At 68.8% G+C, this 25737-nt stretch carries 21 protein-coding genes and 1 pseudogene; 10 read left to right on the top strand and 12 right to left on the bottom strand.

What is annotated here, in order from left to right:
• Positions 1-499: 499 nt before the first annotated feature.
• Positions 500-2452, bottom strand: a complete 1953-nt coding sequence (locus ACIPC1_RS17575) for a sigma-70 family RNA polymerase sigma factor (protein WP_402517841.1) — start codon at positions 2450-2452, stop codon at positions 500-502.
• A 457-nt stretch (positions 2453-2909) separates the two neighbouring features.
• On the bottom strand, positions 2910-3068 hold the full coding sequence (locus tag ACIPC1_RS17570; protein ID WP_402518821.1) for a hypothetical protein: 159 nt from the start codon (positions 3066-3068) through the stop codon (positions 2910-2912).
• Between ACIPC1_RS17570 and ACIPC1_RS17565 the strand changes: the two genes are divergently transcribed.
• The 3 genes from ACIPC1_RS17565 to ACIPC1_RS17555 all read left to right on the top strand — a co-directional run bounded on the left by ACIPC1_RS17565 (position 3019) and on the right by ACIPC1_RS17555 (position 5521).
• Positions 3019-3678: a thaumatin family protein gene (locus ACIPC1_RS17565; RefSeq protein WP_402518780.1), complete on the top strand. Its 660-nt coding sequence runs from the start codon at positions 3019-3021 to the stop codon at positions 3676-3678. The genes ACIPC1_RS17570 and ACIPC1_RS17565 overlap by 50 nt on opposite strands.
• Positions 3679-3893: 215 nt before the next feature.
• Entirely contained in the window at positions 3894-5069 is a 1176-nt protein-coding gene (locus ACIPC1_RS17560) for an epoxide hydrolase family protein (RefSeq protein ID WP_402517840.1), read from the top strand.
• 209 nt (positions 5070-5278) lie between these two features.
• The gene (locus ACIPC1_RS17555; protein ID WP_402517838.1) at positions 5279-5521 is read left to right on the top strand and encodes a hypothetical protein; all 243 of its coding nucleotides are present in this window, start codon (positions 5279-5281) and stop codon (positions 5519-5521) included.
• A 571-nt stretch (positions 5522-6092) separates the two neighbouring features.
• Here ACIPC1_RS17555 and ACIPC1_RS17550 read toward each other — a convergent pair.
• Positions 6093-7025, bottom strand: a complete 933-nt coding sequence (locus tag ACIPC1_RS17550) for a zinc-binding dehydrogenase (RefSeq protein WP_402517837.1) — start codon at positions 7023-7025, stop codon at positions 6093-6095.
• Between the two features lie 89 nt (positions 7026-7114).
• On the opposite strand from ACIPC1_RS17550, the gene ACIPC1_RS17545 reads away from it, so the two are divergent.
• The 3 genes and pseudogenes from ACIPC1_RS17545 (at position 7115) to ACIPC1_RS17535 (ending at position 8857) form a co-directional block, all read left to right on the top strand.
• A complete protein-coding gene (locus tag ACIPC1_RS17545) occupies positions 7115-7717 on the top strand; it encodes a TetR/AcrR family transcriptional regulator (RefSeq protein ID WP_402517835.1) in 603 nt (200 codons plus the stop codon).
• 323 nt (positions 7718-8040) lie between these two features.
• Positions 8041-8208: pseudogene (locus ACIPC1_RS17540) on the top strand (transposase); the annotation flags it as partial.
• Between the two features lie 25 nt (positions 8209-8233).
• Positions 8234-8857 carry a hypothetical protein gene (locus tag ACIPC1_RS17535; protein WP_402518779.1) on the top strand — a complete coding sequence of 208 codons (624 nt, stop codon included), beginning with the start codon at positions 8234-8236 and terminating at the stop codon, positions 8855-8857.
• Between the two features lie 150 nt (positions 8858-9007).
• Here ACIPC1_RS17535 and ACIPC1_RS17530 read toward each other — a convergent pair whose 3' ends face one another.
• From ACIPC1_RS17530 to ACIPC1_RS17505, 6 genes are all read right to left on the bottom strand, one after another.
• Positions 9008-9274 (bottom strand): transposase, encoded by a 267-nt coding sequence (locus tag ACIPC1_RS17530; protein WP_402517833.1) that lies wholly within the window; start codon positions 9272-9274, stop codon positions 9008-9010.
• 45 nt (positions 9275-9319) lie between these two features.
• Positions 9320-9880: a dienelactone hydrolase family protein gene (locus ACIPC1_RS17525; protein ID WP_402517832.1), complete on the bottom strand. Its 561-nt coding sequence runs from the start codon at positions 9878-9880 to the stop codon at positions 9320-9322.
• Between the two features lie 604 nt (positions 9881-10484).
• Complete coding sequence (locus ACIPC1_RS17520; RefSeq protein ID WP_402517830.1) at positions 10485-12260, bottom strand: coagulation factor 5/8 type domain-containing protein; 1776 nt, start codon at positions 12258-12260, stop codon at positions 10485-10487.
• A gap of 14 nt (positions 12261-12274) precedes the next feature.
• Positions 12275-13264, bottom strand: a complete 990-nt coding sequence (locus tag ACIPC1_RS17515) for a chitinase (protein WP_402517828.1) — start codon at positions 13262-13264, stop codon at positions 12275-12277.
• 576 nt (positions 13265-13840) lie between these two features.
• Positions 13841-14467 (bottom strand): helix-turn-helix domain-containing protein, encoded by a 627-nt coding sequence (locus tag ACIPC1_RS17510; protein ID WP_402517826.1) that lies wholly within the window; start codon positions 14465-14467, stop codon positions 13841-13843.
• On the bottom strand, positions 14464-15867 hold the full coding sequence (locus ACIPC1_RS17505) for an APC family permease (RefSeq protein ID WP_402517824.1): 1404 nt from the start codon (positions 15865-15867) through the stop codon (positions 14464-14466). Before ACIPC1_RS17505 ends, ACIPC1_RS17510 begins: the two co-directional genes overlap by 4 nt.
• A 229-nt stretch (positions 15868-16096) precedes the next feature.
• Between ACIPC1_RS17505 and ACIPC1_RS17500 the strand changes: the two genes are divergently transcribed.
• Positions 16097-17524: an APC family permease gene (locus ACIPC1_RS17500; protein ID WP_402517822.1), complete on the top strand. Its 1428-nt coding sequence runs from the start codon at positions 16097-16099 to the stop codon at positions 17522-17524.
• A 36-nt stretch (positions 17525-17560) separates the two neighbouring features.
• On the top strand, positions 17561-19489 hold the full coding sequence (locus tag ACIPC1_RS17495; RefSeq protein WP_402517820.1) for a primary-amine oxidase: 1929 nt from the start codon (positions 17561-17563) through the stop codon (positions 19487-19489).
• 196 nt (positions 19490-19685) lie between these two features.
• Here the strand turns inward: ACIPC1_RS17495 and ACIPC1_RS17490 are convergent, their stop codons facing one another.
• Genes ACIPC1_RS17490 through ACIPC1_RS17480 form a run of 3 tightly spaced genes read right to left on the bottom strand, consistent with a single transcriptional unit; the run spans position 19686 to position 23724 of the window.
• Positions 19686-20321: a GNAT family N-acetyltransferase gene (locus ACIPC1_RS17490; protein ID WP_402517817.1), complete on the bottom strand. Its 636-nt coding sequence runs from the start codon at positions 20319-20321 to the stop codon at positions 19686-19688.
• Positions 20318-22021, bottom strand: a complete 1704-nt coding sequence (locus ACIPC1_RS17485) for a glycoside hydrolase family 9 protein (RefSeq protein ID WP_402517814.1) — start codon at positions 22019-22021, stop codon at positions 20318-20320. Before ACIPC1_RS17485 ends, ACIPC1_RS17490 begins: the two co-directional genes overlap by 4 nt.
• 26 nt (positions 22022-22047) lie before the next feature.
• A complete protein-coding gene (locus tag ACIPC1_RS17480) occupies positions 22048-23724 on the bottom strand; it encodes a beta-N-acetylhexosaminidase (protein WP_402517812.1) in 1677 nt (558 codons plus the stop codon).
• Between the two features lie 103 nt (positions 23725-23827).
• Here ACIPC1_RS17480 and ACIPC1_RS17475 point away from each other — a divergent pair, with 103 nt between their 5' ends.
• Both ACIPC1_RS17475 and ACIPC1_RS17470 read left to right on the top strand, forming a co-directional pair.
• Complete coding sequence (locus ACIPC1_RS17475; protein WP_402517810.1) at positions 23828-24841, top strand: ABC transporter permease; 1014 nt, start codon at positions 23828-23830, stop codon at positions 24839-24841.
• On the top strand, positions 24838-25734 hold the full coding sequence (locus ACIPC1_RS17470; RefSeq protein ID WP_402517809.1) for a carbohydrate ABC transporter permease: 897 nt from the start codon (positions 24838-24840) through the stop codon (positions 25732-25734). Before ACIPC1_RS17475 ends, ACIPC1_RS17470 begins: the two co-directional genes overlap by 4 nt.
• Positions 25735-25737: the final 3 nt, after the last annotated feature.

The raw sequence follows: 25737 nt of genomic DNA, 5'->3' as shown, positions 1-25737 counted from the left end.
GGTGGGGGTTGCCGCGCGACCTTTGTGTCGGGGCTGAACAGCCACGAGCTGGTTGAGGATCCGGCCGCAAAGGCGCTGAGAATCCGGGCCCAGGCGGTCCTTCGTCGGGTGTTTCCTCCGTGCGGTGCTGTCCGTCGGGGGCGGCCGGGAGCCGGTGTGATGACCAGGGCCAGGCCCCGTGTTACGGACACGGGCGGCGCAGCCGCAGCACGCCCACCGCGTTGTGCAGCGCGGTCTCCACTTCAGCCGCCCGTGGCGGGGCTGGCAAGCCGCCGACGGGTGAAGAGCCCCACGAGACATCGATCTTGCCCGCCAGGACCATGGCGGTGCCCCGACGGGCGGGCCGCGTGGGCCGGCTGCGGCGAAGGCGACCCGCCCGTGCCCAGGCGCATGAGCAAGTCGAGTGCAGAGGATGAACCGCCGGTCCCATACCTCTGGGCGTGGGTCTGTTCCCGGCCGGAGAACGCCCCGGCCGGGAAGGTTTCCGTCGTTCCCAGGTTCAGCGTGCGGCCTGGAAGGCCCGCCCGGCCGCAGTCGTCGTCGTGCCGTTCGTGAAAAGGCCGCTGTTCGGCTTCGACGGGTCGGCGCCGAGCCCGAACCACGCATAGCGCTGGAGGTAGGGAAGGGAGTCAAGCGCCTTCGTGGACGCGGTGACGAAGGCGGCCTGCTCCGTCGGCGAGGGGAAGCGGGTCCCCTGAGAGAAGTCGATCAGCGCATACTCGGTGAGCCAGATCGGCTTGTGGTAGCGCTGGTAGACGGCATCCAGGTACGACGTCAGCTGCTCGACGGCTTGCGGGGTGCGGAAGTCCCCGCCGTACCAATGGAGCGCGATGAAGTCCACCCGGTAACCCTTCGCCGCTGCGCCGGACATGAAGCGGTCCAGCCAGCCGCCGGGGACGTCCGCGCCCGCCGCTACCGCCGGGCTGCCCAGGACCTTGCCGGCCTCCATGAGCCGCGGCCACAGCCCCAGCGCCTGCTCCACCGTCATGTTCGACTGCTCGGCCATGTCGGGTTCGTTGAACCCGAGGAGATAGGGACCGTGCGCGCGGGCCTCGGCAAGGGAGGCGTCCGTGACGGAGGCCGCTCCCCAGATCATCGGCACGAAGTTCGCCGACGACGGTGTCGTGACGCCCGGATGCCGGGTGGCCCAGGTGTAGTACCAGCTTGCCCCGGACGCGGCGAGCGCCTGGCTCACTCCGTTGAAGGACCACACGCCCACGCCCTTCCTGGCGGAAGAGGCGATCTCCACCGGAGCCGCGGCCGCGGCGGTACGCGCCGGACTGGAAGTCGGTTCTGCCGTCCGCGTCGGGTCCGGGGTGGGGGAGGCGGACCGGACAACCGAGGGGGACGGGCTCGGCGACGCCGTGACCGCCGGGGTGGGCGAGGAGGGCAGCGCAGTCTTCGAGGCCGGGGCGGAGGAATCCGGCGTCAGTCGGGCCCCCACCAACACGGCCACCGCCACCAGTGCCACCGCCGCGCCGCCGAGGACCGGCTTGGGGAAAGCACGCGTCCCGCCACGGCCGGACGGCCGGCGCGCAGGACGTCTGTGACCGCCCCGACGACTGCCGCGGCCGACTCCTTCCGCGTGCGCGGACGCAGGGGAGCCGTCGGCGCCCGGGCCGGAGGACGGCGTACCGCCTCCGGTGACGGCGGCGACCACGCGGGCCGTGTCGAGGCTGGGCGGAACAACCAGCAGGGGCAAGCCGTGCAGCAGCCTGTCCATGGGGAGCAGCCCCTGTTCCGCGCCCGTGCAGACCCCGCAGCCGCGGATATGACGTGCGAACCGCTTGCGCCACAGGGGGCTCGCGATGTTGTCCCAGGCCGAGGCGGTCTCCTCCAGCCCGGCGCAGCGCGGGGCGGCTCCCAGGCCGCGCACCACGAGACGCGAGGCCTCCATCTGCTTCTTCATGCGCCCGACCCGCACAGCGGCGTGACGGGTCGACAGTCCGAGGGCGGAGGCGAGTTCCCCGGTCTCCAGTTCGCCGGTCTCCTTCAGCCACCACAGGGACAGGAGTTCCCGGTCGTCCGGGTCGAGCCAGCGGGTGGCCTCGGCGATCTCGCGGCGCTGCTCGGTCAGTCCGAGGCGCAGGATGGTCAGGCCCGCGAAGTCCAGGGCGGGGTCGGGTATCGCCTCCGCGTCCTCCAGGCGTGCACTGCGGCCGCGGGCCGCGGCCCTGCCGTGTTCACGGTTGCGTACCTGTCTGATCGTGATGGCCACCAGCCAGGACCGGAACGCGGAGGGCTCCCGCAGTTCCGGCAGTCCTCGCACCATGCGCAACAGCGTCTCCTGTACGACGTCGTCGACATCGGCGTGCCCGTTCAGGGCCCTGCCGACGATGTTGTAGACCAACGGCAGGCACTGAGCCACCAGCTGATCCAGGGACTGTCGGTCACCGGCGCGCGCCGCCATCACCGTCCCGGTGTCCGGTCCACTCCGGCGGATCTTCGGCATGTGGGTCCATTCCTCTGCGTGTGGGTGCAGCTGTGGCAGTTCCCCGGCCCGCGGTCCGGACCGTGAGGACGCCCCCCATGAACGGAGACCGCTGGCGCGGACTCGGACAACAGAAAGTTCGGCAGGAGGATTTGAGATTTGTGTTGTCGGGCTGCCGCCGAAACGGTCACCGATACGTGCGTACGCAGCCCGAAGAGCACGAGGAAGGCACAAGAATGGCACGAGGACGCAGTCGACACGGCGCGAAATCTCCGCGACAGCGCCGGTGGTACGCCGGGGCAGCAGCCCTCGCGACGGCCGCCGCGATCCTGATCACCTACAACACGTGGTCACCGTCCGGGACCAACGGCACTTCCGCAGCGGACCGCCGTATTGCTGCGGTACCGCCCACGGCCACCGCGTCCCCGTCTCGTACACCAAGCACTTCGCCCTCCGCGTCGGCATCGCCGCGCCCCAGTCACTCTCCCTCCGCCACGGCGAGCGCGTCAGCGCCCAGCGGGAACAGAGCGACGGGGGGAGCCGGTACGTCCACGCAGCAGCCGTCGACCGCGCCGGCGGGCAAACGCCTGATCACCGTCGTCAACCACACCGACAGGACGGTCTGGGCAGTCGCCACCAACACCCCGGTCTACCCGGAAGGCCGCCAACTGAAGCCGGGCCAGAGCATGTCGGTGACCGTGGCGAACAACTGGGGCGGACGTATCTGGGGCCGGACGGGATGCACCTCCACGGCAGCGGGCTTCTGCGCGACCGGAGACTGCACCAGTGTCTGCAACGGTCCCAACCCGCCCACCACCCTGGGAGAGTTCACCTTCGACGCATACGCCGGCATGGACTTCTACGACGTGAGCATGGTCGACGGATCGAACCTGCCCATGTACATCAACGTCTCCCACACGACCACCAACGACCCGGTCAGCGGCGATGGCTGCTATAAGGGCGTCTGCACCACGGAGGTCGACTGTCCCCTCCGGATGCAGGCGGTCTCGGGCGGGCAGGTCGTGGGCTGCAAGCCGCCCTGCGCTGCGTTCGGCGGCGACACGTACTGCTGCCTCAACAAGTGGGCGGGCCGCGACAATTGCGTCCCCTCGAAGTGGCCGGTCGACTACACCCAGGTGTTCAAGAAGGCCGCACCCTACGCCTACTCGTACGCCTTCGACGACGAGGCGACGATGCCGTGCAAGGGCGCCTGCTACTACCGCGTCACCTTCGGCGTCACCGGCTAGCCGCGCCTCCTCACCACCCATGCAGGGTCAGTGGCCGGCCTCATCCTGAGGGGGCGAATGTACTTCCGCAGGGCGTTCGCCGTCCGACCAGGCGATCTGCCGCAGGCGTGTCGACGAATCGCATACGTATACGTATACGCGTCCACCGCGCCGCGCGTGTCGGGCGTCTGGACTCCGCTCAGGAGGTTGGCTCCCGCCGCGTTAACATGCGTGCCATGTCGGACGTATCGCCCCGCCCGGAGCCGTTCACCTCGCAGACCGGGCCCGCGGCGCTCGAGGACCTCCGCGCGCGGCTGCGCGCGACACGCTGGGCGGACACGCCGGAGGACGCCGGGTGGTCGCTCGGAACCGACATCGCCTACCTTCGTGAACTCGTCGCCTATTGGGCGGACGGGTTCGACTGGTCGGCGCAGGAGGCGGCGCTCGCCGAGCTTCCCCGCTTCCGTACCCGGCTCGGCGGCCTCGGGATCCACTTCGTGCACGCCCAGGCTGTCGCGCCGACCGGCCCCGTACTGCCGCTGGTCCTCAGCCACGGGTGGCCGGACTCGTTCTGGCGTTACTCGAAGGTCATTCCGCTCCTGACCCATCCCGGCGCGCACGGCGCCGACCCCTCTGACGCGTTCGACGTGGTCGTGCCCGACATGCCGGGCTACGGGTACTCCGACCGCCCCACCGGCCCGCCGCTCGACTCCATCGCCGTCGCCGGCCTGTGGGCCGAGCTCATGAGCGTCCTCGGCTACGCGCGGTTCGGCGCGGCGGGCGGGGACATAGGCAGCCACGTGAGCCGCTACCTCGCGCTCGACCACCCCGACCGTGTCGTGGCCGTCCACCGTACGGACGGGGGCCTTCCCGTCCTCACCGGCGACCCGGCCGATCTCACGCCCGAGGAGCGGGCCTGGTTCGAGGACTCCGCTGCCTGGGGCGCGGGCGAGGGCGCCTACGGTGCCATGCACCGCACGAAGCCCCAGACCGCCGCCGTCGGGCTCACCGACTCGCCGGCCGGGCTCGCCGCATGGATCGTCGAGAAGCTCCGGGCGTGGAGCGACTGCGACGGCGACATCGAACGGAGCTTCACCAAGGACGAGATCCTGACGAACGTCACGCTCTACTGGCTCACGGGGACGATCGGCTCGTCGATGCGCATGTACCACGCGAACGCCGCGATCCCGCCCGCCCAGCTCGCCCGGCGGGTCGAGGTGCCGTCCGGTTTCTCGCTTTTCCGCGCCGACATCGTCCGCCCGCCGCGGGCATGGTTGGAGCGCACGGCGAACGCCGTACGCGTGACCGAGCCCCCGCGCGGCGGCCACTTCGCACCGTTCGAGGAGCCCGAGCTCTACGCAGAGGAACTGCGTGAGTTCTTCCGCCCCTACCGGGCGGAGGCGAAAGGCTGACTCGCCGTAGGCTGCCCGTCCGCGCCGCACGCACCTACCTCGATGGGTGCTTCTTCCCTCCGTTCGACGACGGGAACGGCCGGTCAGCCTTCCTCGCCTTCGTCTCTGCTCTGCCCGGAAACGAGGAAGGCCACCACCTCGGCGACCTCGTCCGGGCGCCCGATCCGGCCCAGCGGGGCACTCGCGGCGAACTGGGACTTGGTGAGGGCGTGTCTCCCGCGGGCGCGGACTACACACTTCATCTGTACCGCGACGGCCGCTTGGTGACCGCCCACGTCTGGTGGGTCGATCCGACCGAGTTGCCGACACAGGAGGAGGCGGCGCAGCGGGCGACCGCGCTGGCGGCTGTCCACGGGATGACGGACCACCGTCCGCTCACCGCGGTACTACGTGGCACCGGTGATCCGCGGCAGCACCTCGACGAGGCGTTCTCGGCACTCGGATTGCCCTGACCGCCGGCCGGCTTCGGGCGCCGCCCGGAGCCTCTGGTCAAGGTGCCAGGTGCACAACTGGCTGAGCGGCGGCCCTTCTTCCGGGCGATCAAGGAGTCACTCTCCTCCGAGAGTGACGGTGCCTCCGGCGGAGAGTTGCCCCGCTGTCCTGACCGCAACGCCCGTCATGGTTCAGCAAGCGGACTCGTCACAGAGCCGTCGAAATGATTCTCGCGGATCACATGGGCGACCGGGGGCGTGATCGTCAGCAGTCCCCGACCGCCCGACCGGTCGCGTCAACGGGACGCGGTGCCACATGCCGTCCGGCCGCGATCCTGCCCGACAGCGGCTTCGGTACCCGCTACGCCGCCAACGCCGTGCCCTGCCGGAACTGACCCTTTGAACTGGCCGCAATCGGCCGATCTTCTCCGCCTGATGCGGCTGTTCGGGATCAGTACCGGCGCCGCGATGCGCTACATCGCTGCCGCTCATCGGGGACGTGTGCCCGGCCGGTTTCGTTGAGCTTCTCTTTTAACCTCCGTTGGCGTTGTGCGGCGCCGGCGGAGGCTGTGGCGGTGTTGAATCCGGCCGGCTACTCGAAATCGAGGACGGCTTTGCCGTGGAGACGGCGGCCGAGCAGAGCTTGTACTGGCTCGAAGTGGCGTGTCCAGGGGCCGCGCCAGCTGATGCCCGGATCGAGGCGGCCTGTGGCGATCTCGCCGGCCAGCCAGGTCAGATCGGCGGAGAAGTCGGTGGTGGGGTCGCTGAAGAGGAAGAAGGTGTGGATCGACCGGTCGTGCCGTCCTTCGTTGCCCAGGAGGGCATCCGGTGACAGCACGACGTCGGCCTCGGAAGAGCGGCCTACGGTGAAGAGGATGCCGCCGGCCGACAGGGCGGCGAAGGCGTCGACGAGGTGCTGTCCGCCGACGTTGTCGAGAACGGCCGATACGGGCTGTCGCACGGCGGCCGGCTCGGGGTGGACCTCGTGGGCGCCCAGGGCTCGTAGTCCGTCCGCTTGGGCGGGGTTCCGGCTGATGGCAACGACGTGGCCGCCCGCGCGGGCGGCCAGTTGGATGGCGTAGCGGCCGACGCCGCCGGAGGCACCGGTGACCATCACGCGGCGACCGAGCAGTGATCCCATCCGGCGCAGCACGTGCAGGGCGCTCAGTCCGGCCACGGGGACGGTGCTCAGTGCGCCGGGGTCGGCGTCTTTCGGTGCGGTGCCGAGCCGGGCAGCGGGTACGGCTCGCAGCTCTGCCCAGCCGGTCTCGCCGAGGGTGACGACCTTCTCTCCCTCGGCCGGGCCGGAACCGTCGGCGGCCGCCCGGACGACCACGCCGGCCGCGTCCCAGCCGAGCACGGTGCCGTTCGGCATCTCCGGGCGTGTCGCCTCATGGACCTCGCCGAAGTTCAGCGATACCGCCTCGACCCGCACGAGCGCCTCGTGGGCGGCGGGCCGCGGTGCGGGGACGTCCGTCAGTGACAGGTGTCCGGGCGAGGTGTGGTCGACGACGAGTGCGCGCACAGGAGACCCTTTTCATGAAGTGCCACAGTGTGGCGTTTGCTTCATCAGAGCACATGCGCGATGTCGGCGTACTTGGTAAAGTGCTCGTGATGACCGTCTCCGAACAGCCCGCCACCCTGCGCGAACGCAAGAAGGTCCGCACTCGCCAGGCATTGGCCGACACCGCCGTCACGCTCTTCGGCGAACGCGGATTCGACAGCACTCCGCTGGACGCGCTGCTGGAGCAGGTGGAGGTGTCCCGGCGGACCTTCTTCCGTAACTTCCGCTCCAAGGAGGACGTGGCGCTCACCGCGGTCAAGCAGCTCTGGGACGTCTACCTGGAAGTCCTGGACGGCATCAAGAAGTCCGGGCCTCTGGCCGACGTCTTCCTCGCCGCCATGCTGACCACTCTGGAGCGCATGGATGAGGACTGGTACCGGCGCTTCTCACTCACGCTGCGGCTGATCGCAGACTCGCCCGCACTCGACGGTTACACGCTGCGGCACTGCGCCGAGGTCCAGGCCGAGATCGCGCGCCGACTCGACGTACAGAGCCGTCTTGAGCTCCGGCTCCTCATCGAGTTCTTCGTGGCCGCCTGGCGCTGTGCTCTGGACGAATGGCTGCCCGACTGCACACCGGGCGAACTGCCCGCACTCTTGCGCCGGTCCTGCTCATCCATGAACTCCGCGCTCAGCTTGTCTTTCAAGGTCTGAGGTCGAAACGGGCCTCAAACTTGCCTGCTCACCTGGGCGTTCGTCGGCCGTCGGCATGGCCATCGTCTGATCATGTGCTCCAACCACGGGTGCACCGATCGAGACGAAGGCTGTGAAGGTGGGTCTGCTGTCTGACCCCGGTCTCGGAGGGGGAAGCATTCGCGCAAGCGCCACGCTTCCGGGACGACTTGTTCGACTGCCCGACTGCCCGACTGCCCGACTGCCCGACTGCCCGACTGCCCGACTGCCCGACCGGCCGTGGGCTCCCCGGCCGCAGTACTTCGCCTGCCTCGTGGAGCAGCATTGTGATCACCTTGCGGAAGGGGAAGACCCGGTGGGTGGTTGAGCGCACCTTTGCCTGGCTCCACCAGTTCAAACGCCTACGCATCCGCTACGAACGTCGCGCCAGCCACCACCACGGGCTCGTGCAACTGGCATGCTGCATCATTTGTCTCCGCCGACTACAGGCATCGTCCCTGACGGATCAGTAGGGTCGTCGGCGTGCGTGATGTACGGGTGGTCCTGATCGGCGGGACGTCGAACGTCGGAAAGTCGACCGTTGCCCAAATGGTGGCGGAGAAGCTCGGGTTCGACTGTTTGAGCACTGACGGGCTGGCTCGGCACCCTGGGCGACCCTGGAGAACTCCGGAGTGGGAGGTGCCGGCGCACGTCGCCGAACACTACGAATCCCTCACGGTTGACGAACTGATCACCTCCGTTCTCGGCCACTACGATCGGTTGTGGCCCCGCATCGAAGACCTGATCACGGTCCATGCGGCCGAGGATCGTAGCAGGACGGGCCTGGTTCTGGAGGGGTCGGCACTCTGGCCCGTCCGCGTAGCGAGGCTGCGGGTCCCGCGCACGGCCGTCGTGTGGCTATCCGCCGACGGCTCCGTAGTACGCGCCCGCGTTCACGTGGCGAGCGGCTATGAAGCAGCAACAGACGAGGAACAGGCCCTGATCGACAAGTTCCTGGCCCGCACTGAGCGCTACCAGACACTCATGGTCGATGCCATCGACAGGTTGGGCATGAATCGCATCAATGCGGGTGGCGGACACTCCGTCACAGAACTGGCCGACACCGTGCTCGCGGCAGCCGACGCGCAGACCGCGATGGGACGGTCATCCCCCAGTTGGTGACCGCTCGCGCCGGCTCACCTACGGCAGATCCCGGCACCACGCCTCTCACCAGTTCATATTGAAACGATCAGTAAGTCCCCCTTTTCATCGCTCCGGCGGCGTGCTGGTGGGCCCGGCAGGCGGTGGAGTCGACGTTGATCCGCCAGGTGATCAGGTTCTTGGCGCCCGCCCGGGACGGTGAAGATCCGGTGCCAGGTGCCGCTGCGCTGCCAGCGGCGGAACAGGTCGTACGGTCGGCCCCACGGCCCGTACTCCTGCGGCGTGTCCTGCCCACGGAACGCCTGTGCGCACTCGGAACCGTATGCCGTCGATCAGCTTTCGGCGGGTCCATATCGGCGGTCGGCCCGCCTTCTCTCCCCGCGGCAACAGGGGTTCCAGTACCGCCCATTGCTCGTCTGTCAGATCTCCATGCGACACGAATCAAGATCATCGCAGAGTCGAGATCCTCTCTTGACGCACGACTCAGTCGAGGAAGTCCAGCACCCGGCGCCAGGTCAGCTCGGCTGCGGCCGGGTCATGGTCGGGAAGGTCACGGTCGGTGTAGAAGTGGCCGGCGCCCGGATAGCGGAAAACCTCCAGGTCGACACTCCTCTCCCGTGCCGCTTGGCAGAGCGCGGCAACGCGCCCGGGCGGCGCGAACTCGTCCGGATCAGCGGCGTGCAACTGGACCCTGAGACCTGGACGAACGGATGCGGGAAGGTCGGCAGTGGCGTGCAGCAGAAGAACGCCGACGGCATCGGGGCGCTCGGGCCAGAGATGGGCGACGACACCCGCGCCCATGGAAACACCGGCGAGCACGGTCTCGTCCGGCATACCCCCGAGGGCCTGCCGGGCGCGCTTGACCACAGCTGCCCAGCCGACCCGGTCGACCAGCTGAAATCCCTGGTCGAGGGTGACCGCGGTCTCGCCGCCGAAGAGGTCGGGCGTAACTACCTCGTGGCCGGCGCGACGTAGCCGCTCGGCGGCGAGAAGTTCAGCTGGGCGCAGGCCGAGAACTGAGTGGAACAACGCGATATGAGCCATGGAGTCATCGTTCCGTACCGCGACTCCGGACTGCCCGCCGCAGCGGTGACTGAGAGCAGCACATTCGATACACGCCCCAGCCCAGCGCCATTCCTCAGGCCGTCCGAGCAGTGTCACTACTCGTGCCAGCCCAACGAGCCGTTGGCCAACCGATCACAACCCGGGGGCGCGCCCCAGCACGCCATCGATATGACAACATCCCGATTCCCCGCCAGGCAGTCGTCCTGCGGGGCTACGGCGTGGACAACGCGCTTCTTCGATGGGGCCTGCCGGTCCTGCTGGCCATGCGGATGCCGATTGACTTGACTACCGGGTGACCATCACTCGATCGGTGGCCACTGAAAGAGCTCCGTACGTTGTTCAGCGGGAGGCGGTGAGCCCTTCGTATGGTTCACCCACGGGCGCAGGGTGTGGTTCAAAAAGCTCTGTCGCTGATGGCTCACATTGATTGGCCGCCCGGTACGCCACGACGACTTCGCAGAGGGCGTGTTCCGCCGTCGTGCACTCGCCCTCTCTGCTCGCGCGGCAGAGGACGGGCGGGGACGGGGTGACCCTCGCCCTGCCCGCCCTCCGGCGCCGAACTGCCCTTTCAACTCTCCCTTAGTCAGGGATAGTTGACCAAGTCGGCGACATTGCTCGACGAGTTCGAGGGGCCTCCTGTGTCATTGGTGACGTGGTGGATCGTGCCGGTGCCTCCGAGCGAGACGGTGACCATGTCGTGGAACGTCACCCCGGCCGTCTGGGGCACCTCGAAGGCGTGTTCGGCGGCTACGGAGTTGTTGGCACTGAAGAAGCAGTAGCTGCCGAGTCCCCATGCCTCGTGGTGCTGAACGGAGTCGGCGACCTTGTAGGCGGCGTAGCCCTGGGTCGAGCCGTTCATCCAGGCGTCCTGGTTGGGTGGGTCGTAGGGCATTTCGTTCTGGTAGAAGTACGTGCGGCCGTTCTCGCCGTTCCAGATGGTCTGGTTCTTCTGGTAGTGCTCGACGAACAAGCCGTACATGGTGACGTCGTCGCCGTTGACGACCAGTCCGGTGTCGGCGGTGTTGGTGTCCCAGCCGACACCGTCGCCGTGGTCGGCCCGCCAGATCCACAGGTGGTCGCCGATCACGCCGGAGCTGTTGACCACGAGGCTCTGCGACGCCTTGCCCACGGCGGCGCCGCCGACGCGGAAGTACACGTCGTGCAAGGACGTCGGATCGGCGGAGTGCGAGGCGGACGCCCCCTGCGGGCCGACCTCCATCAGTGTGGCGGAGTTCTGCGTGCCCGCGTCGACGAGCAGACCGGCGAGATTGACGCCGTCAACGTCGGCCACGGACATCGCCGTAACTCCGTTGTCGGGTATGAGGGTTGCCAGGCCCAGACCGAGGACGACGGTGTCGGGCTTCGTCACCTTCAGCGTCTCGTCGAGATGGTAGACGCCCGGGGTGATCAGGAGGTGCTTGCCCGCGTCCAGCGCCGCGTTCATCTCGGCCGCCGTCGCGCCCGGTTTGGCGATGAAGAAGTCGTCCAGCGTGATCGACGTACCCTCGGGGGTGCCGGACGACCAGGACGTGCCGCTGGAGTCCTTGCGCAGCGCGGGCACGAACACCTTGTAGGCGCCCTGGTCGTCGATGTACAGGAACGGCTTCTCCCGGGAGACGGGTGTCTGGTCGACCGTGGTGTACGGCGGGCTGGGGAAGCTGCCCGCGGGGGCGTTCTGGTCGCCGACGAACACCATGTTCCAGTTGGAGCCGCTCCAGCTGCCCCACTCGGAGTTGCGGGACAGCCACTGCTGCTGCGAGCCGGACTTGACCTGTCCGTCGACCTTGGTGTCGGCGAGCAGACCACCGCTGGACCAGCCGCCGTCGTCGAGCTGTAGGTCTCCCTTCAGGTGTATGCGGCGGTACGGGGCTGCCTGCGACACCGCCCAACGGTCCGCGCCGCCCGTGGGGTTGACGGCGAGGTTCTCCGCCGATCGCCAGAAGTTCTGGGTGGCGTTGCCCTGGAACCAGTCGGCCTCCGCGTGCACAGCGCCGTTGATGGTGACGTCGTCGGGCGACAGGCCGAGCCCCGCGACCTGGGTGTAGAAGCCGACGTTGGCGTCGACGTCGTACGAGCCGGGCTTGAAGAGCAGCGCCTGCCGGGCCTCGCCGAACTGGTTGGTCTCCTGCTGGCTGAAGACCGAGTCGAGCTTGCCCTGGATGTCGCTGCTGGACATCGACGGGTCGAAGATCTGGACGTTGGGGCCGAGGTCGGGTTCGGCCGCGGCCGCACCGGCGCTCTGTAGGGCGAATACCGCAGTGCCCGCCCCCGCGAGGACGGCCAGGGCGAGGGCGGAACGCGTGGTGCGCCGGCCTCTACGGTGTCCGGTGCGAGGCCCGCGATTCCTGCCGAAGATCATCGTCGTACTCCCCCTCATCCCGTGAACCGGGCGAAGATGTCGGTGAACTGCCAGGGCTCCTGGGCTACTCCAGAGCAGGTGTCGTCGTTCGGGTAGGCACCCGGGCATGGCCGGTCCCGGTTGACGGACCAGAAGGCGAGCCGTGCCAGGTGGTGTTCGGAGGCGTAGGAGAGGATCGTCTCGAAGTCGCCTGTGCTGACGGTCTCGTTGACGTCGGTGATGCCGTTCATCGAGGAGAGGCCGCTGTGCCGGTAGGCGGTGTCGTCGCTGTAGCCGTAGGCGGTCTTGACGGCGTTCTTGAGTCCGTCGGTGGCCTGGATGGTCAGGCTGCCCATGTCCTGCCCGGCGCCGCCGAAGTCGAACGGCATGATCGTCCAACCGTCCACTTCCAGACCTGAGTCGGCGGCGAGCTGGATCATGCTGTCGTCGGGGCCGCTCTGATCGCTGGGGAAGGTGACATAGGTGAGGAACCCCGGATTGTCGGCCTTGACCTGCTTCAAGGCGTCGATGGTCTTCTGCTGGACGGCCGGATCGTTATAGGCGTCGCCCTCGATGTCGACGTCGATCGCCTTGAGGCCGTACGCGTCGATCACCTTCTGGTATGCGCCCGCCAGTGCCGTGGCGTCGGCGCAGGACTGTTCCAGCTTGGCGCCGCTCGCACCGCCGAACGACGGGACGACGTCACCGCCCTTGGCGCGGATCGTGTTCACGGTCTGTTCGTCGACTCCGCCGGTGAGGGGGCGGCTGCCGTCCCACTGCGGGGAGCAGCCGCCGGCGTCGAGGACGAAGGCGAGCGTGAACCAGCTGACGCCCGTGGCGTCCATGACCTCGGCAGGGTCGGGGGGACTGCCCCAGCCGTTGTAGAGGTAGGGGGCGACCGCGGCGGGGGCCGCAGCGGCTGCTGGGCTCCCGTCTGTGCCGTCGGCCCAGGCGGCCGCGGTCATGCCGGTCGCGGATGCCGCGACCGCCACGGCGAGCGCCGTCCACCGACCGCGGTGGCGCATACGGTGACGTGGGGTGTCCGTATGTCCGTCCGGGCGGTGAATTAGCAGATGCTTACGGTGATTCATGTGGGGGGATGCCTTCCTGAAACGCGGGCGGGCCCAGGCGGCGGATGCCAGTCGGCCTTGCGCCGCCGCAGCACGCACCTGCAGCTTCCGGCCGGAAGGACGCGGCCGGTCTCAGGACGCTATGTTTCGGGACTTGAAGGCGTTCAGTCAATAGGTCTGCACCATTGAACATCACTGTGGCTCAAGGGAGTTGGATATCTTCAGAGAGTGAAGGAGTCGGGTTGTCGAGACGGGTATTTGTGCTCGATTCGTGAAGGCGGGACCGCTCTCGGTATCCAGGTCCAGGGCAGGGAGATGCTCCTGCCGGACGGTCATGCCGAGCGGCTTCAACTCCCTTTGCGGGTACGGGAGAAGCTGCGCCGGAATTTGCTGATCATTGCAGTTCCGGTGCCCTTCCTCGGAAGGCTGGATGCCCGCAGGCAGAGGGCGTCGTCCGGGAACGAGGCGAACAGGGCGGCCCGTCATGCGGATCGACTTCTGCCCGTCGCCCCGTACGAGACGTTGGGGAATTCACACCACGAGGAGCGTCAACTCATCTGCGGAAACGTTCAGTTGGTGGATGAGTCCAACGTCGGGCGCTTCGATGCGGGCGGCCGTTCCGCACACCGCGAGCGCGGCGGCCAGCCGTCCGTTCGCGGCGCTGTGGACCGGGCGAACCAGACACGCCTGGTGCGGGCCCAGCGCGAAGCGGCGCACGGCCGCTCCGTCGTCGCGTATGCGCGCCAGCTCCCTCAGCAGCCCGCCGTCGGCCGGCGGATGGTCCGGGTCCGGGTCGGTGAGGTGGACCCGGCCATCCGTGAGACCTGCCAGGTGGACGCCGAAGCGCACCCGTTCCCGCAGCCGGGCGACCACGGCATGCGCGGCGGCGGGGACTTCGGGTACCGGGCGGGGTGGGGCCAGGTTTGAGACCCTGCGGCCCAGCGCGAAGCCCCGTAGATCCGGCATCCGCACCAAGTACTCTTCCTCGACGAGCACATTCAGCAGCCGGTACGTCGTGGCGGGTGCGAGTCGCAGCCCCGCCGAGATCTCCTTCGCGGTGACTCCGGGCCCGGCCCGTGCCACCTGCTGGAGCACCGAAAGCGCGTTGCGTACGGCGCGGGGTTGGCGGCCGCTGAGTGGCAGCGCCTCTGCGCTCACCGCGGCGGCTCCGGGAACACGTCGGCGGCGCTCGTCTCGTCGTAGACGCCGATCGCCCCGACGCTCGCCGGATCGCGTCTGCTCATCCACAGGAACCAGGCCGTGCCCGCCGCCATCAGCGCCACGAAGAGCGAGGGGATGAGGGCACCGCCGGTCGCCGCATGGGCGAGCAGGACGGCGAGCAGCGACGGCACGCTGAGCACCGCGACGGCCACCGGACCGTGGGTCAGCTCGCCGATGCGGTGCAGGAAGACAGGGGCGGCCAGGCACACCAGGGCGTACGCGGTGAGGAACCCGTACACACAGAGGTTCACCAGGCGCGCGAACAGCACGTGCGGCGCCGTCCCCGTAGCGATCAGTGCCAGCGGGACGAGGACAAGTACCGGAAGCACCAGGGCGATGGCGATGTGCGGGGTGTGATGGGTGGGGTGGGTACGCCCCAGGCGGTGCGGGGTCATCCGTTCGCGTCCCATCGAGAACAGCAGCCGCACCAGCGCGGTGCCCGACGCCAGGGCACAGGCGAAGAAGGAGAGGGAGACGCCCAGATCGAGGAGGGCGGGCAGCCGGACCGAGGTGTGCCCGGCCGTGGGGAGGACCTGGGCGTAGACGGCGAGCAGGAACAGTGCGGCGGAGCAGACCACGGTCCACCGCACTGCCCGCCCCACCGTCAGGAAGGGCCGCCGGGTCTCGGCGCCGAGCGCGGCGGCGCTCTCGAAGCCGATGAACGCGGCGAAGGCGGGCAGCGCACCGGCCATCACCGGACCGAGCGCGGAGGTCGGCGGGGTGAGCTGCCGCATGTCGGGACGGGCGCCGTGCCGCACCAACAGTACCACGAAGAACGTCAGCGCCAGGACGATCGACGCCGCCTCCAGGCAGAGCGTCAGCCCGGCGGACAGCCGTATACCCCGTAGGAGGAAGTACGCGACGAGAGTTCCCGTTACCAACACCACCGCCGCCACGGTGAGTTGGGGTGGTCCGGGCGAGATGTCCAGACGGGCCAGGAACTGTTCTGCGTACAGGCCCGAGCCGGTCAGTGCGCCCATGGCAAGGACCCCGTACCCGATCAGAAGCGCACAACCGCAGCAGAACGCGGCGGCCGGGCCGAGCCCCTTGGCGGTGAAGGAGTAGAGGGCCCCCGGCGCGGCCATCCGGCGCGAGAAGGTCCGTACGCACGCGGCCACCAGCAGTGCAAGGACCGTCGCCAGCGCCACGGACCACACGGCGAAGACCCCTGTGTCCGCCCTGACCAGGCCTGGCGTGGTGGCCATCGCGGCGGTCGGCGCGACGGCGGAGACAGATTGGGCGAGCACCGGCAGCGGGCCGAGGGAACGCCGGTCGAGGCCGCCGACGGGGGAGTGGCCGCGCAGGAGGGGAGAAGGAGCCGTGCCCTGGACGCTCATCAACCGCCCCTTCCGTACCCGTGGTGCCGAACCGCACGGTAGGACCGTTCTGTTTCGGCCGGATGAGCGGCAGATCGCCGGGACGTGTTCCGGAACGGGAAAGCGGGCGCGGGGCTCTCCCGTTCGGCGCGCCGGGGGCTTTCACCGACGCGTGACGGCTCGGCAATGCGCGCTGTTGAGACTGCGGCACAGGCCGCTTGCGGCAACCGCGATCGCAGAGGAGCCCGCGATGACCAGCACGGCGAGCCCGCCCAGCACGACCGCACCGCCCGCCCTCCGTGGCTCCCTCGGCACGGCTTCCATCGTGCTGATGGTCCTTGCTGCCGCCGCCCCGCTCTCCGTCGTCGGTGGCAGCGTTCCGCTCGGCATCGCTCTCGGCAATGGCGCCGCCTTCCCCGCCGCCTTCGTCGTCTGCTGCGTGGTCCTGCTGCTCTTCGCGGTCGGCTTCTGCGCGATGGCGCGGTACGTCAAGGAAGCGGGAGCGTTCTACGCGTACGTCGACAAGGGCCTCGGCCGACGCGTGGGGCTCGGGTCCGCCTACCTCGCGTTGGTCACGTACACCGCGATCCAGGCGGCGGTGTACGGGTACATCGGGGTGGCGCTCGACAGCCTCGTCCAGTCGTACGGCGGGCCTCATCTGCCCTGGTGGACCTGGGCCGGAGCGGTCGCCGTGGTGGTCGGTGTGCTCGGCTGCCGCCAGGTGGACCTCAGTGGGAAGGTCCTCGGCGTGCTGATGGTCGGCGAGGTCGGTATCGTCCTCGTGCTCAACGCGGCGGTCCTGGTGCGCGGTGGGGACCACGGCCTGTCCACCGCACTGGTCAGCCCCGACCGGCTCACCTCGGGAGCGCCGGGACTCGCCGTCACCTTCGCCATCGCCGGTTTCCTGGGCTTCGAGGCCACCGCCGTCTTCCGCGACGAGGCCCGCGACCCGGACCGCACCATCCCGCGCGCCACCTATCTTGCCCTCGTCCTCGTCGGAGCCTTCTACGCGCTCTCCAGCTGGGCGCTGATCTCTGCCTGGGGAGACGAGGAGGCCGTCGCCGAGGCGGGACGCGATCCGGAGAACATGCTGATGGCCACCGTGCACCGCTACCTCGGCTCGTCCGCCGAACACCTCGCCCAAGTGCTCTTCGTGACCAGCCTGTTCGCCTGCATCCTCTCCTTCCACCATGTGATCGCCCGCTATGTGCACTCGCTCGCCGACCGCGGCGCGCTGCCCGCTCGCCTCGGCCGTGCCCACGCCCGCCACCACTCGCCGCACGTGGCGTCCCTGGCCCAGTCGGCAAGCGCGGCCGTGCTGATCGCGGTGTTCGCCCTCGCAGGGCTGGACCCGATCACCGAGGTCTTCACCTGGATGGGCGGCCTCGCCAGCGCGGGCGTCGATGTGCTGATGCTGCTGACCTGCGCGGCCGTCCTGGTCTTCTTCCGGCGCTCCGCGGCCGACAGCCGCCGTTGGCAGACGCTCTGGGCGCCGGCGCTCGGCGGCCTCGGACTGACCGTGCTGCTGGTGTTGACCGTACTCAACTTCCCTTTGTTGATTGGTGGTTCAGCAGCCTTCGCCACGCTGCTGCTCGGTCTGCTCCCCGCCGCTTTCGTCCTCGGCTGGGCCCGCAGGCACCGCGTCCCCGCGCCTGCCGAACTGCCCGCCTCCGCCTGATCCGCTGTTTCCCGGACCCGTTCGAGGAGTACGCACATGACGCCCACCCACCCCCTCGCGATGCTCACCGCTGAGGAGATACGCACCGCCCGTGCCGTACTGGAGGAGGCCGGACACCTCGGCGGCGACATACGGTTCGTCTTCGTCGGCCCCGAGGAGCCGGCCAAGGCCGAGCTGCTCGGTTTCGCTCCGGGCGGCCCCGTCGACCGGCGGCTGCGGGTGATGTTGCTCGACCGGGCGAACGGTGACTCGTACGACGTGACGGTTTCGGTGACCCGCGAGACCATCGACATCTTCGAGAAGATAGACACGTCGGTCGCCGGTCAACTTCCGATCCTGGACTCGGAGTTCGAGACCTGTCAGGAGATCCTCGACGCCAACGAGGGGTGGCGGGCGGCGCTCGCCCGGCGCGGGCTTGCCCCTGAGACCGTACGTGCGTGCCCGCTCTCGGCCGGCCACTACGGATACGAGGGCGAGGCGGGCCGGCGGATCGTCCGCAGCTTCGGCTTCCACCAGGACCATGAGCGGGACCACCCGTGGGCCCACCCCGTGGACGGTCTGGTGGCGTACGTCGACCTCACCGCGCGCACCGTCATCGAGATCATCGACCACGAACTCCTCGCCGTGCCGCGGGAGTCGGGGAACTTCCAGGACCCGGAGTACACCGGCCCCGCCCGCACCACCCTCAAGCCCATCGAGATCACCCAGCCCGAGGGCGCGTCCTTCACGGTCGAGGACGGGCTGCTGCGGTGGGAGAACTGGTCGCTGCGTATCGGCTTCAACGTCCGCGAGGGACTGACGCTTCACCAGATCTCCTTCTACGACAGGGAGTTGGGGCGAGATCGCTCCGTGGTGCACCGTGCCTCGATCGCCGAGATGGTAGTCCCGTACGCCGACGCCTCACCCGTCCGGTTCTGGCAGAACTACTTCGACCAGGGCGAGTACCTCTTCGGCCGCTACACCAACTCCCTGGAGCTGGGCTGCGACTGTCTGGGCGAGATCCACTACACGGATGTGACCATCGCCGACGAGCTCGGCGAGCCCTCCGTCATCCGCAACGCGATCTGCATGCACGAGGAGGACTACGGGGTGCTGTGGAAGCACAGCGACATCTTCGCGGGCTCCAATGAGACCCGTCGCCAGCGCCGTATGGTCATCTCCTTCTTCACCACCGTCGGCAACTACGACTACGGCTTCTACTGGTACCTCTACCTGGACGGCACCATCGAGTGCGAGGCCAAGGCGACCGGCGTCGTCTTCACCTCCGGATACTCCGAGGAGGGAAGGGAGTTCGCCACCGAGATCGCCCCCGGCCTCGGCGCCCCCTTCCACCAGCACCTCTTCTCGGCCCGCCTCGACATGGCGGTCGACGGGCAGCGCAACGCGGTCGACGAGGTCGACGCCGTCCGTATCCCCATCAGCGAGAAGAACCCGTACGGCAACGCCTTCGCCCGCCAGGTCACCCGCCTCACCGGAGAGAGCCAGGCCCAGCGGCAGGCGGACGGCAGCAAGGGCCGGGTCTGGCACATCGTCAACCCCGACGTCACCAACCGCCTGGGCCAGCCGGTCGGTTACGCCCTCGTGCCCGAAGCCCTGCCCACCCTGCTCGCCGACGACTCGGCGTCCGTCACGCTGCGAGCGGCCTTCGCGACCAAGCACCTCTGGGTCACCCGGCATGCCGACGACGAGCGCTACCCGGCCGGTGACCTCGTCAACCAGCACCCGGGCGGCGCCGGTCTGCCGTCCTGGACGGCGGCCGACCGCAGCGTGGACGGCGAGGACATCGTGCTCTGGCACACCTTCGGGCTCACTCACTTCCCGCGCCCCGAGGACTGGCCCGTCATGCCCGTCGACTACACGGGCTTCAAGCTCAAGCCGGTCGGCTTCTTCGACCGCAATCCCACCCTGGACGTACCGCGCAGCAGCAACGGACGCGGGCACGGCGAGGGGCCCGCGTGTCACTGACGACTCTGGCCGGTGTGGGTGGCCTGCGCGTCGGCCGCGTGGTCGACGCCCGGCCTTGGAGAGACGGACCTCACCAGGGAGCTCCCGTTCATCGGGAATTCCTCTGTCGGGGGAACGGCGGCTCTCCCGAAGCGTCCGGGCAGGAAGCTCCGCCCTTCCGCGCTCGTGAGCGCCCTCAGCGCCATGGCTCCGGTGATCAGTCCAGCGTCATCACCATCTGCGAGCCCCACTCCTGGCGGCTGAGCTCGGTGAAGCCGACCGCCAGGTAGAAGGCGCGTGCCCCGGGATTCCCGCTGCCCACGCCGAGGTGCAGCCCTGGTACGCCCCTGTCGCGCAGGGCCGTGGTCAGCGTGCTCATCAGACGGCGGCCGAGTCCGCTGCCCTGACCGCGGGGGAGGATGTCGATGTGCAGGTGCGCCGGGTGGCGGACGTACAGGTCGTCATGGTGCGGCCGTGTGCGCTGGAGATGGTCCACGCGGCGCCAGTCATGGGTGCCGTCCTCCGGGTCCACGGCGAGTGCGGAAGGGTATCGAGCGCGCAGACCGGGCCACCAGTTCTCTTCCTGCCACTCCTCGAAGGAGTACGTGTCGGCGGTGGCGACGACAAACCCGAGTGTGTCCAACTCGTCGGTGGCGACAAAGGTGAGTGCGGGGTCCGCGGCCGGATAGGGCGCGGTGTAGATGTGGCCGAGCAGATCGGGGTCGCGGTAGAGCGGTGTCGCGTCCCGTCCCGAGTCACCGGTCCTGAGACACACCCGGTACATGCCGGGCAGGTCGGCCGGATGAAAAGGGCGCACGACGGCTGGACCGAAGGGGCGCACGGCAGCGGTCATCGGGCCGCCGCCGCGGCCAGCAGGAACCAGGCCGAATGCGGGATCCACTGTTCGGTCCAGCGCCAGCTGTTGCCGGTGTCCCTATGGTGGTCGGGCATGAACGCGATGTCGTGCTCGTCCTCGAATCCGGAGGTGATCCCGTTGAGGATGCCTCCGGGGACGTTGGGATAGTCCGGGTGGTATTCGACAGCGTTGCGCCCGATTCCCTTGATCATGGAGGAGTCGAAGGGGTTGAGGCCGGTCACCCAGTGCAGCTGGTCCTCCGCCAGGCGCAGCAGTCGGGGACGCAACTCGGTTGGGCAGTCGGGGAGTTCGGCAGCCAGCTGGGCCGCATAGGCCACCGAGCAGATGTTGGCGTTCTCGCCCTGCCACCAGTAGCCGGTCTCGTTGTCGTGCGGGTAGAAGAAGCTGGTGCGCGGGGCGGAATCCGTCGGCTGCACATACTGGCGTACACAGCCGAAGGGGTTGGCCACCTCATCCGCGAGAGCGGCCGCGTCGCGCATCAGGGAGAGTGCGGTCCTGCGGGCGGTCGGGGCCAGCGGGGAGTCGGGGCAGAGGCCGGCGAAGCGTAGGAGGGCGACGGCCGGGAGGCCGGATTCAGCGGCGTGGAAGAACGGACGCCCTGTCACATCGCCCAGGAGGTAACCGAATCCGTGGCCCGAGTCGGTGTAGCGGTCGGTGAGAGCGGCGGCACGGCGCTCGGCGGCGGCCAGGACCACGGGATCGGGCTCCCCGGCGCCGGCCCGCAGCAGCTCCACGGCTGCGAGCAGCGCGCAGTAGTCGTCGATGACGGACTCCTCGCCGTCGTACAGGTACTCCTTGTTGTGCCGCTCAAGATGCTCGAATCCCCGGCGGGCGGCGGTCAGGTACTCGGAGCTGTCGAAGTCGCCGTGGTCGTTCAGAGTGGCGGCGCGGGCCAGGGCGGCGATCGCCAGGCCGCCTCCCTGCCGGTAGGCCGCCTGCCAGCGCTGGGTGCGCACGCACTCCTGGAGCGGGGCGTTGATGACGCGCTCGTCGAGGTCCTTGGTGAGGGCGTCGAAGATCGCGGTGTAGAAGTAGCCTTCCGGCGACTGGAAGCGCACCAGGAAGTCGGCCCCGAACAGCGCCTCGTCACGCAGGCGGTCGCCCAGTGCCCGGTGCAGGCGCGGGTGACGGTCCGCAAGAGTGTCGCTGACCTCCATGAACGCCCAGGCGCAGAAGGGGAGTTGCTGCGGGTTCATCATGCGGGTGTAGTTCAGATGGCTGAGGAACTTGCTGAAGTCGCCCGAGGCGTCGAGCCATCCGCCGCGCGCGTCGACCGTGCGGCCGGAGTCGTCCCCGTAGAAGCGGGTGTGGCGGTCCTTGCGGTCGATGGCGCCGCTGGAACGCACCGAGCGGAAGTAGTACAGGACGTCCGAGAGCGTGCTCCGCTGGAGGAGAGTCGCGTCGACGCGGAAGTCGGCGGAGCGCTCGGTGCCGTACTCGATGCGGTACACGCCCGCTGTGCGCAGATCGGAGAAGTCGATCCGGCGGAAGGAGCCGACGGACCAGCGGTCGACGTGCTCCACCGGACCGACCGGCAGTTGCCGCCGGGTGCCCTCGCCTACCAGTGTGGCCGTGGCGGCCAACTCACCGTGTTCCTGAGGGGAGTTGAGCATCACGATCGCCCTCTTGGAGGCGGCCGTGTTGTAGCCGATGTGGCTGACGAGGATCTTCGTCACCAGGGTTCCTCCGGGCTGGTGGTCGCTCACGGCTGGTTGGAGATCGAGTCGAGCCACTTGCGGGTCTCCGCGATTCTGCCGGGTGAGGAGCGTTTCCATACGCCGGTGCCGCCGGTCTGCCACGGGTGGGGACCGGCGAGCGGCCGGTACTCCACGCCCATCGCGTCGAGCCGCCGCAGCTGGCGTACGAGCCTGGCGTCGAAGTCGGCAGGGTCCGGGACACCACCCGACCACAGGACCTCGGCGAGGGCGCAGGCGCGCGGGAAGGCCAGATAGTCCAGGTGCCGCTCGTCGGGCACCCACTCCGTCCAGATCTGGAACTGCCCGCCGAGGACGTGGGCCCGCTGCTCCTTGGACCAGTCGGTCGGGGCGGGTGCGAAGCGTGCCACGTCGGTCAGGGTGATCGGGCCGCCCTCCGACCGGCGTTCGGCGTCGAGGTCCGACTGGTCGAAGTTGAAGTAGGTCGGGAACAGCGGGGAGCGTACGACGTCGTGGGTGGTCGCGGCACGGCCCGAGGCCTCGTCGCCGCGCCAGGCCATGACGATCGTGTCCGGCAGCACGCCTCCGGTGACGTAGCCCTCGTCCCAGACGATCATCCGTACGCCGAGCCCGGCCAGGAACCGGCCGAGCGAGCGCAGGAAGTGCCCGTGCATCTCGCGTGGTTCGGTGCATCCGGCCGCCGCCATCGCCGCTGCCACCTCAGGATCCTCGGCCCACCAGTCCATCGAGCACTCGTCCCCGCCGAGGTGGACGTACGGCGCACCGGTCGCCTCGATGATCTCTTCGAGCACGTCGCGCAGGTACGCCTCGGTGCGCGCGACCGGGGCGACCGAGGTGCCGCCCTCCCACACCGTGTCGAGAACGGCCTGCGGTTCTCCGGGGCGGCCGAGCAGGGGAGCCGCCGCACGCAGGGACGAGGTGTGGCCGGGCACGTCGATCTCGGGGACGAGGGTGATGCCGCGCAGTCGGGCGTAGCCGGCGATCTCCGCGAGGTCGTCGAGGGTGTAGTAACCGCCGTGCGGGGTTCCGTCATCGGGGCCGCCGGGGCCGAGCCGGGTGGAGGTGCGCCAGGAGCCGGTGGTGTGCAACTCGGGGTGGCGGCGGCTCTCCACCCGCCAGCCCTGGTCGTCGGACAGGTGCAGGTGCAGCCGGTTGAAGCGGTGGGCGGCCAGCAGGTCGACGTAGCGCAGGATTGTCCGCTTGGGGAAGAAGTGGCGTGCGACGTCGAGCATCGCGCCGCGCCAGGCGAAGACGGGTTCGTCCTCGACGACCCCGCAGGGCACCCGCCACCCCTCGGACGGCGGACCGGCAGCACGCCGGTAGACGGCGTCCGGCAGCAGCTGGCGCAGTGTGGTGAGGGCGTGCGCGACCCCCTCGGTGCCGCCCGCCGTGATCTCGACCTGGGTGGGCGAGACACGCAGGGTGTAGGCGCCCGGGGCATGGCCCTCCGCCCCGTCTGTGAGCAGTACCCGTGTGTCCTCAGTGGTATTGCTTGGTATGCCCGGCATTGGGCCGTGGAGCAACTCGGAGAGAAAGCTCCGCAGCATGGCTCCGGCCAGCGGGGAGTGGGCTCCGGCGATGGGTATATCGGCGGTCAACCTGCAATGACCGGAGCTGACTTGGGCCCGTCCGGGGCGGGGCAGCAGAGCTCGAAAGGCGTCCAAGACGGGTCCCAACTGTCGACGGTGCGGAATGTTCGTCACTCAAGTCCCGGCGCGACGCTACTTGTTGTATTGCTTTGGTTCAAGTGGTACGTTCCCCGAACTCTTCTGGTACCTGCGCAGTCCCCACTGTCGAGAGGTCCCTATGACCGTCAATGCCGCGCAGCCACGCCCGGCCGAGTCCTTGCAGGACCGGCCGGCTCACCCACCACCACACAAGCAGACCGGGAAGAAGCCGGGCACGGCTCGCGCCAAGTCCTTCGTCACACGCCTGCGGCAGGATTCGCCGTTGCTGATGATGACGGCCCCCGCAGTCCTGGTCCTGCTGCTGTTCACCTACATACCGTTGCTCGGCAGCGTCGTCGCATTCATGGACTACGTGCCGTTCCTCGGCTTCACCCAGTCCCAGTGGGTCGGCTGGGACAACTTCACGGCCCTCTTCCAGGACGACCTGTTCTGGGGCGCCCTGACCAACACCTTCGAGATCACCTTCCTCCAACTGCTCCTCTTCTTCCCCGTGCCGATCCTGCTCGCCGTGCTCTTCAACTCGGTGGCGATGCCGGCGGTGAAGAACTTCGTGCAGTCGGTGATCTACCTACCGCACTTCCTGTCCTGGGTGATCATCGTCGCGCTGTTCCAGCAGATGCTCGGCGGCGGCGGAGTCATCAGCCGCATTCTCGTCACCCACGGGAAAAGCGGCCTCGACATCATGTCGGACCCGGGCACCTTCCAACTCCTGCTCACCTCGCAGGCCATCTGGAAGGACGCCGGCTGGGGAACCATCGTCTTCCTCGCCGCGATCGCCGCCATCGACGCCCAGTTGTACGAGTCCGCCGCCATCGACGGCGCCGGCGCGCTGCGCAGGTTCTGGCACGTCACGCTGCCGGGCATGCGCCCCATCATCATCCTGATGCTGATCCTCAGGCTCGGCGACGCCCTCACCGTCGGCTTCGAACAGATCCTGCTCCAGCGCGACGCGGTCGGCCCCGGAGCCGCGGAAGTCATCGACACCTACGTGTACTTCAACGGAGTCCAGGACGGCAACTGGGGCGTGGCCACCGCCGCGGGGCTCCTGAAGGGCGTGGTCAGCCTCGCCCTCGTCCTCGCCGCGAACAAGCTCGCCCACCGCTTCGGCGAGGAAGGGATATACCGGCGATGACCACCTCCGTCCACCGCCCTGTATGGCAGGGCAAGCCGAAGCCGATCGCACTCGTCCTCAAGGGCCTCGCGCTGGTTCTGATCGCCGCCGTGGTGATCTTCCCCTTCCTCACGGTCGTCTCCACCAGCCTGGCCACCAAGAAGCAGATCGACGCCAACGGCGGCTACGTGCTGTGGCCCACCAGCGTCTCCTTCGCCGCCTACCGGCAGATCTTCGACGGAACCGGGGTCGCCCGCTCGATCGTGGTGAGTGTCGGCGTCACCGGAGTGGGCACGGCCTTCAGCCTCGTCTGTACTGTCCTCGCCGCCTACGGCCTCAGCCGCAGGGGGGCGATCTTCCAGCGCGGGCTGCTGTCCTTCGTACTGATCACGCTGCTCTTCGCGCCCGGCATGATCCCCGTCTACCTGATGGTCAAGCAGCTCGGCATGCTCGACACCTACTGGGCACTGATCATCCCCGGCGCCGTGAGCGCCTTCAACATCGTGATCGTGCGGGGCTTCATCCAGGCCATCCCGCAAGAACTCTTCGACGCCGCGCGGATGGACGGGGCGGGGGAGTGGCGCATCTTCGCGTCCATCGTGCTGCCGCTGTCCAAGGCGGTGATCGCGGTCGTCGGCCTCTTCATCGCCGTCGGCTACTGGAACAACTACTTCGATCCGCTGCTCTACCTCAATGACTCCAACAAGTGGCCGCTCCAACTGGTCATGCGGAACTTCGTGTTGGCGAGCAGCGTCGCGACGACCTCGCAGAACACCGCGGTCCAGGACCTGCCGCCGGCCCAGGCCATGCAGATGGCGCTGGTCGTCGTCGCCACGCTTCCGATTCTGTGCGCGTATCCCTTCCTCAGCAAACACATGTCCAAAGGCATGCTCACCGGGGCCATCAAGGGCTAGGAG

Origin of the sequence: Streptomyces sp. NPDC087263 (assembly GCF_044744645.1) — a bacterium.
GTDB lineage: Bacteria > Actinomycetota > Actinomycetes > Streptomycetales > Streptomycetaceae > Streptomyces.
Note: the sequence above shows the minus strand (reverse complement) of the source record. Positions and strands in the feature narration are given on the sequence as shown.

Coding starts and splice junctions, on each gene's coding strand:
- ACIPC1_RS17575 (WP_402517841.1), bottom strand. CDS start 2,452: ATGCCGAAGATCCGCCGGAGTGGACCGGACACCGGGACGGTGATGGCG.
- ACIPC1_RS17560 (WP_402517840.1), top strand. CDS start 3,894: ATGTCGGACGTATCGCCCCGCCCGGAGCCGTTCACCTCGCAGACCGGG.
- ACIPC1_RS17545 (WP_402517835.1), top strand. CDS start 7,115: ATGACCGTCTCCGAACAGCCCGCCACCCTGCGCGAACGCAAGAAGGTC.
- ACIPC1_RS17525 (WP_402517832.1), bottom strand. CDS start 9,880: ATGGCTCATATCGCGTTGTTCCACTCAGTTCTCGGCCTGCGCCCAGCT.
- ACIPC1_RS17520 (WP_402517830.1), bottom strand. CDS start 12,260: ATGATCTTCGGCAGGAATCGCGGGCCTCGCACCGGACACCGTAGAGGC.
- ACIPC1_RS17515 (WP_402517828.1), bottom strand. CDS start 13,264: ATGCGCCACCGCGGTCGGTGGACGGCGCTCGCCGTGGCGGTCGCGGCA.
- ACIPC1_RS17505 (WP_402517824.1), bottom strand. CDS start 15,867: ATGAGCGTCCAGGGCACGGCTCCTTCTCCCCTCCTGCGCGGCCACTCC.
- ACIPC1_RS17500 (WP_402517822.1), top strand. CDS start 16,097: ATGACCAGCACGGCGAGCCCGCCCAGCACGACCGCACCGCCCGCCCTC.
- ACIPC1_RS17495 (WP_402517820.1), top strand. CDS start 17,561: ATGACGCCCACCCACCCCCTCGCGATGCTCACCGCTGAGGAGATACGC.
- ACIPC1_RS17490 (WP_402517817.1), bottom strand. CDS start 20,321: ATGACCGCTGCCGTGCGCCCCTTCGGTCCAGCCGTCGTGCGCCCTTTT.
- ACIPC1_RS17475 (WP_402517810.1), top strand. CDS start 23,828: ATGACCGTCAATGCCGCGCAGCCACGCCCGGCCGAGTCCTTGCAGGAC.
- ACIPC1_RS17470 (WP_402517809.1), top strand. CDS start 24,838: ATGACCACCTCCGTCCACCGCCCTGTATGGCAGGGCAAGCCGAAGCCG.